Below are 14015 nucleotides of genomic sequence, written 5' to 3' on the forward strand. Positions count from 1 at the left end.
TCATTATTATTTCCTAAGGTATTGGAAATTTTGTTATTAAATAGCATTATTAATGTGAAGAATTTGCTATTTCTTTTTACAAAGCTACGGTTTTAATATTAAATGGATATTTTATTACTATTAATTTATGAAAAAAGGCTCGCAAATTACTGGGAGCCTTTTTTAAATATTGAAGAAATTAATATTATTCTATAAGTATTTTTTTAGCCGATTTACCTTGATTGGTTTCAACTTGAATAAAATAAATACCCTTGGATAGTTTAGAAACATCCATAGTATTTTGCTTCTCTTGTTTAATAAGTTCCCCTATATGATTATAAATACTTAGTTTTTTTAGTTCTAAACCATTTTGAAGTTTTATAGTAAACTTTTCTGAAATTGGATTTGGATACAACTTAAAACTTAAATTTTTAATATTAGTTATACTTAATAATTCGCATTTTTCGCTAAACTTAGTATACTTATCTATACAAAAATGTTTACTGCCATCACTTTTCCAATTCTTATTACTGTAATCTTCATTATCTACCTGGATACACGTTAAATTAGGGTTTCCTGTAGTATTTAAATAGGTTAATTTAGCATTATTACCATTTTTTAAGTTTATCGTTTCCAATTGATTTCCAGAACAATTTAAATATGTTAGTGCAGTGTTTAAACTTAAATCTAAGTTAATAAGCTTATTGTTTTGGCAGTATAATGTTTCTAATGAAGTTAAATATTCAATACCTGTTAAATCTGAGATATTTTTATTACTAATATCTAGTTTTTGTATATTAATTACTTTATCTAAAAATATATAGTCGTCTAAAATATCATCAAGACCTAAATCAATAAAAAATTGTTCGAAAAAATTATCTGGTAAGTAAACTAATAATGGGTTATAACAACTACTACTATAACTGGCAGTATCATCTTTATGTGTCCAATTAGCATTACTATAAGCGGCATCATCTACTTGTATACACGTTAAATCTGGGTTTCCAGTTGCTTCAAAACCAAGCACGACATCACCATGAAAATTAGTATTATTTCCATTTTTTACATTTAAATAAGTTAATTCATTAACAGCACAACGTAATCTTACAAGAGCAGGATTTGCACTTACATCCAAACTAGTTAATTGGTTTGTAACGCAGTATAATAATTCTAACTTTGGATTTAAACTAACATTTAATTGCGTTAATTCATTACTATCACAATTTAAAGTTTTTAAATTTGGAGTACAAGCAACATTGAGGGATTTTAAATCATTAACATTACAAAACAAAGTTTCCAACAATCCATTAGAACTTAAATCTAAACTTGTAATATTGTTATAAGAACAATCTAAACTTACTAAACTTGTAAAATCTTCAATACCAGTTAAATCTATAATACCAAAATCATCATTTCCAAATCTACTATTACTCACATCTAAATTTGTAATAGTATTTATATTACCAGATACTACAAAATTGTCTAAAACATCATCATAACCTAAATTTATTAGTGCTTGTTCAAAATTATCGTCTGGTACATAGGTTAATGATGGTAACAAGCAGTATTCATCGTAACTAGCGGTATCATCTTTAAAAGACCAATTAGCATTACTATAGGCAGCATCATCCACTAAAATACAAGACAAATCAGGATTACCACTAGCATCAAAACCTATTACAACATCAGAATCAAAATTATAGTTATTACAATTTTTTACATTTAAAAACTCAAGCTTATTATCACCACAACGTAATCTAGTAAGATTAGGATTAGACCTTACATTTAAACTTGTTAATTCGTTAGTTTCACAAATTAATACTTCTAAAGCTGGATTTGAAGTTACATCTAAACCTATTAAATTATTAGATCTACAAATAAGCCATTTTAAAGCTGTATTAGCACAAACATTAATACTAGTTAGGTCGTTAATTTCACAAAACACATATTCTAAAGCAAGATTTGAGCTTAAATCTAAACTTGTTAAACTATTAATACTACAGTTTAAGTCTACTAAAGCAGTAAAATCCTCTATACCGGTTAAATCCTGTATACCAAAAATATCATCATCAGAGAATCTAGAATTACTTACATCTAAATTTGTTACACCATTAATGTTACTTGTTAAAACATAGTTATCTAAAACATTATCATAGCCTAAATTAATTAATGCCTGCTCGAAATTATCGTCAGGAACATAAGTATATTGGGCAAAAAGCGTTGAGAAATAAAAAAATACGGCAAGAAAAGAGTAAAATGTTTTCATCATATTAAATTTTAGGTTAATAAATTATTTTGCTAAAATTCTGTGAGGAAAACTAAAATGCTATTTATTTGTAAGTAAACAATTTACGAAATATTTTCATTTCAATGACAGAAAAATCAAATTTTCTAATTTTTTTTTTAGACTTATCCACATATATATATATACTATCATTTTTCTTTTAAAATTTAAAAAAATAAATGGTGGTTATTATAGTGTGTTAATAGCGGTATAACTTTTTTAGTATTTTCTTTGATAAATATCTTATAGTATTTTGTTGATACGAAATGAACAGTTTTAAAATACTTAAGTCCTTAAATTTAAAGCTATTTATAATTTCTATTAACAATTGTTAATAACAACTATTAACAACAATTTTTAATAAGTATTATAAAATTTTTGACTCACAAGTACACAAATAAGACTTATAACTTAACTATAAATTTACATTAACTTATTTGCATGTTAACTAAAGGTTACGGATTGTAAAATTTATTGGATATTCAATGTTTTTCTTTTAAAAACTAATTAACAGTTATTAACATGTCGTGCACATAATAGTACACATTGTTTATAAGTCTAATTAGTACGCCTTAATTTTATAGATTCGGTTTTACACTTTTATATTTATACAAAAATGTAACTTGTTTATATAACACAGGTTAAGTAAAAAGGCAATCTAAATCCATAATTTACTACCTTTGTAATTATAAAAATCAATATACATAATAATGACTATTTCAATAGGAAATGACCACGCAGGTACCGATTATAAATTTGCAATAATAGAACTTTTAAAAACTAAAGGTTATAAAGTAATTAACCATGGCACCGATGTTTTTGATAGTGTAGATTACGCAGATTTTGTACACCCAGTTGCTAACGATGTTGAAACTAATAAAGCAGATTTTGGTATTTTAATTTGTGGCAGTGCAAATGGTGTTGCTATGACGGCTAATAAACACCAAAAAATTCGTGCTGGTATTTGCTGGACAAACGAAATAGTAGAATTAATAAGACAACACAATAATGCCAACATATTATGTATTCCTGCTAGGTTCACTGCTATTCCTCAAACCTTAAAAATGGTAGAAACTTTTTTAAGTACTGAATTTGAAGGCGGCAGACACCAAAACAGAATAGATAAAATTCCATTGTCTTGTTAAATGGAGCACCATCATGCTCATAATCACGCGCATGTTCATAGCGACTTAAAAGGTCGTAACCTTCTTATATCTATTTTTTTAAATATTATTATTACGGCAGCTCAGGTTGTTGGTGGTTTAATTTCTGGAAGTTTAGCTTTATTAAGTGATGCATTACATAATTTTAGCGATGTTATTTCTTTAATTATTAGTTATGTAGCAAATAATCTAACTAAAAAGAAGGCCTCTTTTCAAAAAACTTTCGGGTATAAACGTGCCGAAATTTTAGCCGCTTTTATTAATGCAGCCACATTAATTGTAGTAGCTATTTTATTAATTATTGAAGCCGTAAAACGATTTCAAGATCCTCAAAAAATTGATTCTGGTTTAGTAATATGGCTGTCTTTAGTGGCTATTTTAGGAAACGGTTTTAGTGTGCTTTTACTTAAAAAAGATGCTAATACTAATATGAATATGAAAAGTGCCTACCTTCATTTATTAACAGATATGATGGCTAGTGTAGCTGTTTTAATTGGCGGCCTTTTAATGAAGTATTATCAGCTGTTTTGGGTAGATAGTGTATTAACCTTTGCAATAGCAATTTATTTAGTTTGGATGGGCTTCGATTTGTTGAAGGATTCAACCAAAGTACTCATGCTATTTACACCAGATACCATTCCTATAAAACAAATTGTTGACGAAATAAATGCTTTTGAAACTGTTAAAAGTATTCATCATGTACATATTTGGCAACTTAATGAAGACGAAATTCATTTAGAAGCTCATATCGATTTTAATCAAGATATTACTCTATCTCAATTTGATACTATTTTACATCAAATTGAAGATTTGGTATTCGATAAATACGACATTAATCATGTTAATATTCAACCGGAATTTGGTAAAAATGATGCCAAGGATATTATTGTTCAAGATTAAATTCCATCGAAGGCAGGAATCTTTTTTTTTTTTAATTATAGATTAACCCTCAATTATAATGATTTCTACGACTTGTTACCAAAGTCTTTAATAACCGATTATCATGCTAAATATTAAAGTAAAATCTTTTAACGAACTTAGTAGACACGAGTTGTATTACTTATTACAATTACGAAGTGAAGTATTTGTAGTAGAACAAGATTGCATTTACCAAGATATTGATGGGAAAGACCAAAAATCCCTTCATGTATTGGGTGTTAAAAATGATAAAATTGTAGCTTACACAAGAATTTTTAAACCTGGTGATTACTTTGAATTAGCTAGTATTGGTAGGGTAGTGGTTGCTAAAAATGAAAGAGAGCATATGTATGGTTACGATATTATGAACGCTTCCGCGGAAGCGATAAAAACTTATTTTAATGAAACCACTATTAAAATATCGGCACAAGTATATTTATTAAAATTCTATAATAATTTAGGATTTAAAGAAACAGGCGAGGAGTATTTGGAAGACAATATACCTCATATAGCCATGATAAAAGGCTGATCTTCTAGCGTTTTAAAGTAAAATAGCCGCGTAACACTTCTTTAGAGTTTAATATAATCTCGTACCAATAGCTATCACTATTTAAAATTTGACCGTTATAGGTACCATCCCATCCTGCAGTTGTATTAGGTAAAAATTTTAATAATTTTCCGTATCGGTTATAAATTGAAATGTTATTAACTAGGTTTAAACGATCGTAAACTTGCCAAACATCGTTTATACCATCATTATTGGGTGTAAAGTATTTAGGAATAAAGTAATCTTCATTATTTATAATTACAGAAAAACTAGTTTGATTGCTATAACAAGACGTTTGATTGTATATAAAAATAGTTTGGGTACTGTTAATAATACTTCCTGCATTTAAGGCTGTTCCCATACCATTAGGCTCGGTAAAGTAATTTCCATTATTTAGTGTTGGTAAGGTATAACTTGTTCCAAAAACCGTATCTAAACTATCAACAGGAATAAAATCGCTGCAGGCTTCATTAGAATTTACATAATTAGCAAAATTTGATGGTTGCCAAGTTGTATGGTCGGCATCAGGATTATCTACCACAACACAATTTAAATTTGGATTAAATTCAAAATTAATTGATGTCATGTTTGTGTTATTCCCGTTATTTAAATTTAAACTGCACAGCGCATTATTACTACAATCTATTTCGGTTAAATTAAAATTTTTAGAAAGATTTAGAGCCGAAATTGTATTTTCAAAACATAGTAATGTCGTTAATTTATTGTTATTTTCAACGTTTAAAGTAGTTATATTATTCTGCGGGCACGATAAATACGATAAGTTTGAATTATTACTAACATCTAAACTAGTTAAGTTATTACTGCCACATTGCAACCTGCTTAAACCCGTATTATTTGAAACATTTAAAGTCGATAAATTATTACGTTCGCAAATCAATACATTTAAGTTAATATTGTTTAAAGTATCCAAATTTGTTAGCAGATTATCTTCGCAGCGTAAAGAAATTAAATTAGGGTTTTGAGAAACATTAAGATCAGATAATTGGTTATTAAAACACCATAAAATCTGTAAATTAGTATTCGAGCTAACATCAATACTTGTTAATTGATTATTTTGTACGAAGAGTTGATTTAAGCTTGTAAAATCTTCAATACCGGTAAGATTGGAAATATTTAAGCCCGTAGTATCAAAACTTAAATCTAAGCTTGTTACAGTCGTTATATTGGAAGTTGGTACAAAATCATCTAAAGGACCAGAATCTAAGCCTAAGTCGATTAAAACTTGTTCAAAATTATCGTCTGGAATGAATGTGTTTTGAGAAAGGCAACAAAAGGAAACCAAATAGAAACTAATTACAAAAAATTTAGTTTTGGAGCCCATTTAAATTTAGTTGGTAGGTTTACTAACGTAGGTAATAAGAATTTCAACGCGTCTATCTAATTCTGGATCGCCACCAAGAGGAAATTTTCGTCGTAACCCAATGTGTCGCATACGTTTTTTATCAATACCTTTTTTAGCAAAATAGTCGTAAACGTATTTTGCACGCGCTGCCGATAAATCTCTTTTTTTAGTTTGTCTATTCACAGCATCTCTACTATACTGTGTACAACATACATGCCCTTGTATGGTAAAGTAAATATCTTCGCGTTCTAAAAGTGCTTTAGCAATAGATTCTAATATTTTTTTTGAACTTGGAGTAACTGAAGCATAACCTGTTTTAAATAAAATATTTTTAAATAAAATTTTATCACCTTTATTACCTTCTTTTATAAGATCTTCAATACCTTTTTCTTTTTTAGGTTTTGGCGTGCTATCCACAACCTTTTTAACCACTGGTTTTGGTACTTTAGGTTTTACTATAATTTCTACCTTCCGGTTTAATCCTCTTATTTTTAAAAGGTTTTCTTCTTCAATTATTTTTAAAAGTATTTCGCCTTTACCATCTACATTCGAAATTAAGTCTTCGCTAATTTCGTTATTTGCAAAAATGGCTTTAATAGCATCTGCACGCTGTTGCGAGAGTAATAAGTTGTAGGTATCTGCACCTCTATCATCGCAAAAACCAAATATTGAAATAGATTCTATATCTATATCATTTAAGTTCGATATAAATAATAGTAAACGGTTTTCTTCGGTGTTTGGAACCTCAAATTTATCCGTATTAAAATATACTTCGTGTGTTAGTTCTTTTTGAGAAAAAGAAAAAACACTACATAAAGTAAAACATATTAATACAAATAATTTAGTCATATAGGGGTTTTAAATAGGAGATAAATATACTGTTTTTAATCTAAAACCATGCCAGAAGTCAACATGTATGCGGTTTTTCGTAAATACTCACTTTGCTTTTTATTTTAAATAACCTTGATATGTTGTTGGGGTAGCCAGTATATTTGTAGCTTTTTTTATTTCGTTATCATGGATTTCTAAATATTCATACAAGCCTTCTCTGTACACATATTGTTTAACAATATCTTTAGTTAATAACTCTAATAAATAGTCTTTATTCTCATCAATAATATTGGTTTTTGATGTGTTTAAATTAGAAATTAATGTGTTGTAATCGCGGTCAATATTATCGTTTAATTCTTCTTTTTGCGCTATTTCATAGGCCTTTTTAAGGGCTTTTTCGGTATCGGTTTCAAACGTAAAATTATTAGTTTTTAAATAGTTTTTAAAATCTGAAAAATCGGCATCGCTAAGTTTTAAACTATTAATATCGCTAATATTATGACTGTAATGGTATTTTGTAGCATAGTCAAAAATTAAATTGTTATTAACAATGGCAGTTGTAATTGGCGATATTTTATACGATCCAACTTGGGCATCAGGAAAAACACCACCACCATCAAATACTTGTCTGCCATTTTTAGTTTTAAAGGCATTATAGTTTTCTTGTTTTACTTTTACGGCTTCACCTTTTTCATTTCTATTCCAATAATCTAGAGCTTGAATACAACGTCCAGAAGGTGTGTAATACCTTGAAATGGTGATTTTAACTTGTGTACCATACGTTAATATTTTAGGGCGTTGTACTAAACCTTTTCCAAAACTGCGTGATCCAACAATAACCGCTCTGTCTAAATCTTGAAGCGCTCCAGATACAATTTCGCTAGCTGATGCACTTTTACCATCAATTAAAATAACAAGCGGAATTTCGGTATCTATAGGTTCGTCGGTTGTAAGATAGGTACGATTGTATTTTTTTACTTTTGATTTTGTTGTTACTACCAATTGATTTTTTGGCACAAAAAGGTTTACAATTTTTATAGCTTCTCTTAGTAATCCACCAGGGTTACCACGTAAATCTAAAACGATATTTTCGGCACCTTGAGCTTTTAAATCACGTAAAGCATAATTAGTTTCGGCATGCGCTTTTTTATTGAATTTACTTAAAACGATATAACCTGTTTTATCGTTAATCATAGAGAAGTGAGGTACAGCTTTTATCTCAACTTCGGCTCGTTTTATAGTTGCTGTTTGAGTTTTTCCTTGGCGTTTAAAAACCACTTCGACTGAGGAATCTGGAGCACCTTTAAGTAAATCGCCAGGGTAATCCTCATAACCTTCAATTAATGTATTACCAACTTTAATAATTTCGTCTCCAGCTTTTAAACCCGCTTTATCTGCTGGGTAACCTTTGTAGGGCTCAATTATAATTAGTTTATCTTTTTTAGTTTGTATTTTGGCACCAATACCTGTATAATCGCCGGTATTGTTAATTCTAGCGGCCTCAACATCTTGCTCGTTCATAAAATTAGTATACGGATCTAAATCTGCAAGCATACTTTTTATGGCGGTATCCATTAAATCGCCAGGGTTAGTTTCGTCCACGTAATTCATATTTAATTCCTTAAATAATGTGGTGAAAATCTCTATTTGTTTGGCGATTTCAAAAAAATCGTTTTTAAAAGCAGTAGTTGAAATAAACAGAACACCTGCTAGTATGGGAATTATAATTCTCTTTTTAAAAATGTTTTTCATGTTCGATTATTTTTCTGAAATTTTGCTTGAAAACTTCTCAAATAAAATTTTCATTTTAGTTTCAACGAAATCTAAAGTAGGCTTATCTTTTCCAATATACAAAATCATAAACGCATGCTGCGTTGTTAAATTGTTAAAAAAGATTGATTTATTAAGTCGGTAAGCTTCTCTTAACAAACGTTTTATTCTATTTCTGTCTACTGCAGTTTTAAAGTTACGCTTACTAACCGAGACACCTGTTTTAGCTATTATATCCTCCTTAAAAGTAGTTCCTAAATACACCAAACGCAATGGGTAGGCCGAAACCGATTTTCCTTCAGTAAATAACTGGTCAATCAATTTTTTACTTTTAAGCTTTTCTTTATTACCGTAAGTGTAGTTCAATAGGTTTATTTTATTTGCCAAAGGTAATAAAATATAAAAACCACTTAGTAACTAAGTGGTTTTTGAAAATTATATTTTTTGTGAAAGGTTTACTCGATAAGAACAGCGCCATTTGGCATATCGAAATAATCGTTTTCAAGCTCTGGTTTAAATGAAATATTATCTACCGTTATGGTTGTAATATGTGCTCCGGCTGTTTCATTTTTTGTTAACCAATGGGTATGATATGCCGTTGGAAACTCGATACCACTAACCGTTTGATAGCCTTGTATTTCCATAAATTTTTCTGGAGAATGTTTCATTTTACCGTTTTTAAAATATTCTGGGTAAGAAACGATGTAGCGTATAACCGCTAATTTATGTGTTGTTTTACTAAAATAAAGGATATAATAGTCGTCTGGAGCATCGCCTGTACCTGGAGAAAATGTGACTTTAACGGTATTAAAAGTTTCATTTTTATGGGTTTTATCTTCTAGTTTTTTAAAGTTTACACCTTCGCCATCAAAAACGAAAGGTTGCGATAAAAAGTAATGTGGTGTTAAGGCCCAGAAACGCATATCGAAAGGAAATGCTAAAGAGTCTTTTGTTTTTTTCCATGCTTTTTCACCGGTCCATCCAAACTCATCTGTTGAGTCTGTAAGGCTTTGGTGGCGCGCTTTGTTACTCCAAGTATCGATGGTTTGATGGGTATTACGACGTGTTTTACCATCTAAAGGTAAATAATCGAAATGAAATGATACTGGTCCATTACTGTACCAGTTTTTAAGGCCACCATGAGCTTCCATGGCTTGCCAAATAATGTTTCCAGCTTCGGTACTTTGTAATTTTGTTTTTGCTTTTTCTACACGAGCATTAATCCAAGATTCTGGTTTTAAAGCTAAATCTTTTGTAGCAGTTTCAACGGTTGTTGATTCGGTTTTGGCTTCTGTATTGTTTTTACAACTTGTGGCAAATATAGATGCGCCTAAGGTTAAAGTTAGTAGTATGTTTTTCATGATGTTTTCTTTTTGCGAAGTAACTATATTAATTTTTAAATTATGTTAATATAGTTTTAAATGCGGTGTACCGATTTCTTAAAGTTTTTAAACATTATCCATAAAAAAACCACCTTACTTAAAAAATAAAGTGGTCTTTTTATGGTTTGGATACTAACAGCCTTTTAGGCTTAAAACTTTGCTAGCAAATAAGTGCGCTAGGGATTGCAGTGGAAAGCCCACAGCGCCCGAGTTTGTTTTTGAGGGCGTGAGGACTTGTAGCGAAAAGCCCGACCCTTGTGGTAGCGCCCAAATTATTCGTTTATTTTTTATTATTCTCCTTATCTATATCTGCCATTAATGCTTTTGGGTCTATTTGTACAGATTTTACTGGTTTTGATGTTTGTAAGGTGTATGTTGGATACGCCCACGCCCAGTCTTTAGCAATGGTAGCCGTGGTTGGTTTTTCGCCACGCATTATTTGTAAAGGAATGTAAAAATCTTCGGTTTTACCGTCGGTGTAAGTAACAGTAAGGTCTAAAGGCATTGGCATAACCCCTATACGCTCTAGGGTAATGGCGTTACCATCGATACTTTTAACGCCATAATCTATGGTGTTTGTTGTTTGTGCAAAATCTGTTAAATACCAATCGAGTTCTAAACCAGAAACTTTTTCGGCAGTTCTAATAATATCTAAAGGCTTTGGGTGTTTAAAAGCAAAGTCTGTGAAATATTTTTTAATGGTTTTTTTAAGGTTATCGTCGCCTATTACATAACCTAATTGCGACATAAACACGGCACCTTTACTGTAAGCAGAAATACCATAGGATTGATTGTATGTGTAACGATCTGCATGTGTGGTAAGCGGTTGTTCTTTACCAGAGGTTGCTAAATATATATAGCCTTTATAAGCGTTTTCGACTGGGTTTGCTTTGCCTTCGTTAAAGATATCATTCATGGCCCAGTTACTTATATAGGTTGTAAAACCTTCGTCCATCCACTCGTGTTTAGCTTCGTTTGATGCTAACAGGAACTGAAACCATGTATGTGCCAACTCATGGGCTGTAACACCTGCTAAACTGCCAAAACTGCGTTGCCCAGTAATTAAAGTACACATAGCATATTCCATTCCGCCATCGCCACCTTGAATTACCGAATATTGGTCGTAAGGATAGTTACCAATATGCTCTGAGAAATACTGCATCATTTCGACCGTTTTTGATTGTAATTTTTTCCAGTTTTGCTTGTGCTCTGAACTTAGTGTGTTTTTGTAATAGAAATTTAGAAGCGGACCATTAGGCACTTGCTTAGTATCATGAATGTAATCTGGATCTGCGGCCCAAGTAAAATCGTGTACGTTTGCTGCTTTAAAATGAAGTGTTTTTTTACTGCCTTCAACTTTTGGTTCTCCTTGTAAATAACCTGTTCCGCCTACAACGTAGTCTTTATTGATGGTTAATTTTACATCGTAATCGCCCCAAACGCCAATAAATTCGCGACCTATATAAGGATCGGCGTGCCAGCCTTCAAAATCGTATTCGGCTAATTTAGGGTACCATTGTGTCATTGAAAGTGCTACACCTTCTTTACTGTTTCTACCAGAACGACGAATTTGAACTGGTACTTGAGCATCAAAAAGCATATTAAAAGTTACACTTTCTCCGGGTTGAATAGGTTTTGCTAAAGCGACTTCTAAAACAGTACCAACGGTTTGGTGTTTTAAATCAACACCATTTTGTTTTAATGCGTTTACTTTAATATAACCAATTTCATTTGGACTTAACTTGCTAATTCTGTCGCCAACTCTAGAGTCTGGATCTGCAATGGTTCTAGAACGTACATCCATTTCGCTTCCTGGTTGAAACGCATTAAAATATAAATGATAGAACACTTTATCTAAAACATCTGGAGAGTTGTTTGTGTAAACTAACTCTTGTTTTCCTTTGTATTGATAGTTGTTTACATCCATATCAATATCCATACTGTAGTCTACATGTTGTTGCCAATAACAAGATGTTGAGGCAGCAGGAGGCGTTGGTGCTGGTGGCGGAGATACAGCCATGGTTTTTTGACTACTACAAGACAGTAATAATACGATACTTAGTGCGGAAAGGATATAACGATTCATAGACATGTGTATTAAAAAAGGTTGTTAAATGATGCTTTAACATCACAGAACAACCTTTATAATTTATAATTTTTTATTTAGCTAATTTGGCTGCCATAATTAATGCATTATAGGCATTTACCATTTTAGCAGATTTACTTAAATTGGCAAACGGACGAATATCTTCTGAGTTTCCTCCAACAATAACTTTAGAGTTAATGGCTAAACCAGAATCCATAATAATTTGTTTTACTTGAGCAGCGCTTAAGCTAGGGTATTGCGAACGAATTAATGCCGCTACACCAGCTACACCAGGAGCAGCCATTGATGTTCCTCCTTTAGTTTGGTAATCGTTTTCTGGAGTTGTAGAGTACACGCTTGCTCCAGGAGCAAAAACATCTACATTTTGTTTTCCGTAGTTAGAAAAACCAGCTACCATTGACGATCCGTATTTTGGAGCCAAAGCACCAACTCTAATATAAGTATTTGAAATCTCGTTATAGTTTACATTATCATCTGGAAAATTTGGTTCTGTATCTACATCTTTACTGTCATTTCCGGCAGCATGAACAAAAATTACGTCTTTTTCTGAGGCGTAAGTTATAGCATCGCGTACCCAATCGCTATGTGTTGAAAAGCTTTTACCAAAACTACCATTAATAATAGAAGCACCATTATCTACAGCGTAACGAATAGCTAAGGCTACATCTTTATCGTACTCATCGCCGTTTGGTACAGCTCTAATACTCATAATCTCTACATTATTTGCAACACCATTTGCACCTTTACCATTGTTACGTTCGGCAGCAATAATACCTGCTACGTGTGTACCATGGCTTTCAGTTATTTTAACAGGCTTTACATTACCATTGCCGTAAAATTTAGTAGACATATCGTCTGGATTATCTCCGTTAACACGACCTTTAAAATCTTTATTTAAGTTGTAGTTTAAACGCTCGTTAATACTTTCTAACCCATTTTCAATTTCTTTTACCGCATCAGTCATAGAATCCATACCGTTATTTAGCATGTAATTTGCTATTTGTTGTGCTTGTGCTAAACTTTCATTTTCAGTTTTAATAGCGGCAACTTCTTTTTTTGTATAATCTTTTTTGCCAAAATGTTTTGTTAATGCTGCATCGGCTGTTTGAAGTTGTTGATAAATTTGCTCGTATTGTGTTTTTCTACCTAGCCATTTTTGATATTCGCTATCGTATTCTGCCTTAGCAGCAGCATAATCAGGGTTACTGGTATCTCCACTAGCTAAAATTCTAACAAATTCTAATTGCTCGTTGTAGCCTTCACCTAAAAAGTTCCATCCGTGTACATCATCAACATATCCATTGTTGTCGTCGTCTTTTCCGTTGTTTGGTATTTCATCTTTGTTAGTCCAAATAACATCGTTTAAATCTTCATGATCGATATCTATTCCAGAATCTATTACAGCAACTATTACTTTTTTACCTTTTTTGTTTTTTATGATTTCAGCGTAAGCTTTATCAACACTCATTCCAGGAATGGTATCTTTTACCAAATCCAAGTGTCCCCAATTGTGTGCTTCAGCATCAGTAAGTTCAGAAACTTTTAGTGGCGATGAATCGATGTTTTCAACAGGGGTTGATAATACAGGAGCGACTCCGCCACAACCTGAAATTAAAACTGCTAGGAATGCAGATTTTGCTATTAAATTAATTGTTTTCATTGTAATGTATT

General features: G+C 31.3%; 11 protein-coding genes. 3 read left to right on the forward strand and 8 right to left on the reverse strand.

What is annotated here, in order from left to right:
* Positions 1 to 184: 184 nt before the first annotated feature.
* A complete protein-coding gene (locus HNQ90_RS01055; protein WP_144114808.1) occupies positions 185 to 2248 on the reverse strand; it encodes a T9SS type A sorting domain-containing protein in 2064 nt (687 codons plus the stop codon).
* A 725-nt stretch (positions 2249 to 2973) separates the two neighbouring features.
* Here HNQ90_RS01055 and HNQ90_RS01060 point away from each other — a divergent pair.
* The 3 genes from HNQ90_RS01060 to HNQ90_RS01070 all read left to right on the forward strand — a co-directional run bounded on the left by HNQ90_RS01060 (position 2974) and on the right by HNQ90_RS01070 (position 4873).
* Positions 2974 to 3408 (forward strand): RpiB/LacA/LacB family sugar-phosphate isomerase, encoded by a 435-nt coding sequence (locus HNQ90_RS01060; protein ID WP_144114809.1) that lies wholly within the window; start codon positions 2974 to 2976, stop codon positions 3406 to 3408.
* Positions 3409 to 4326, forward strand: coding sequence for a cation diffusion facilitator family transporter (locus HNQ90_RS01065; RefSeq protein ID WP_144114810.1), 918 nt, complete (start codon positions 3409 to 3411; stop codon positions 4324 to 4326).
* Positions 4327 to 4429: 103 nt separating this feature from the next.
* Entirely contained in the window at positions 4430 to 4873 is a 444-nt protein-coding gene (locus tag HNQ90_RS01070; protein WP_144114811.1) for a GNAT family N-acetyltransferase, read from the forward strand.
* Positions 4874 to 4877: 4 nt separating this feature from the next.
* On the opposite strand, the gene HNQ90_RS01075 is transcribed toward HNQ90_RS01070, so the two are convergent.
* The 7 genes from HNQ90_RS01075 to HNQ90_RS01105 all read right to left on the reverse strand — a co-directional run bounded on the left by HNQ90_RS01075 (position 4878) and on the right by HNQ90_RS01105 (position 14004).
* A complete protein-coding gene (locus HNQ90_RS01075) occupies positions 4878 to 6233 on the reverse strand; it encodes a T9SS type B sorting domain-containing protein (protein ID WP_144114812.1) in 1356 nt (451 codons plus the stop codon).
* A gap of 6 nt (positions 6234 to 6239) precedes the next feature.
* Positions 6240 to 7103: an OmpA family protein gene (locus HNQ90_RS01080; protein ID WP_144114813.1), complete on the reverse strand. Its 864-nt coding sequence runs from the start codon at positions 7101 to 7103 to the stop codon at positions 6240 to 6242.
* 99 nt (positions 7104 to 7202) lie between these two features.
* Complete coding sequence (locus HNQ90_RS01085) at positions 7203 to 8837, reverse strand: S41 family peptidase (RefSeq protein WP_144114814.1); 1635 nt, start codon at positions 8835 to 8837, stop codon at positions 7203 to 7205.
* Between the two features lie 6 nt (positions 8838 to 8843).
* Entirely contained in the window at positions 8844 to 9221 is a 378-nt protein-coding gene (gene rnpA, locus HNQ90_RS01090; protein WP_144114815.1) for a ribonuclease P protein component, read from the reverse strand.
* Between the two features lie 89 nt (positions 9222 to 9310).
* Positions 9311 to 10216 (reverse strand): LolA-like protein, encoded by a 906-nt coding sequence (locus HNQ90_RS01095; protein WP_144114816.1) that lies wholly within the window; start codon positions 10214 to 10216, stop codon positions 9311 to 9313.
* Between the two features lie 301 nt (positions 10217 to 10517).
* Positions 10518 to 12323: a M1 family metallopeptidase gene (locus tag HNQ90_RS01100; protein WP_144114817.1), complete on the reverse strand. Its 1806-nt coding sequence runs from the start codon at positions 12321 to 12323 to the stop codon at positions 10518 to 10520.
* Positions 12324 to 12396: 73 nt separating this feature from the next.
* A complete protein-coding gene (locus HNQ90_RS01105) occupies positions 12397 to 14004 on the reverse strand; it encodes a S8 family peptidase (protein ID WP_144114818.1) in 1608 nt (535 codons plus the stop codon).
* Between the last annotated feature and the right edge of the window lie 11 nt (positions 14005 to 14015).

Source organism: Algibacter amylolyticus, assembly GCF_014202225.1.
Lineage (GTDB): Bacteria > Bacteroidota > Bacteroidia > Flavobacteriales > Flavobacteriaceae > Algibacter_B > Algibacter_B amylolyticus.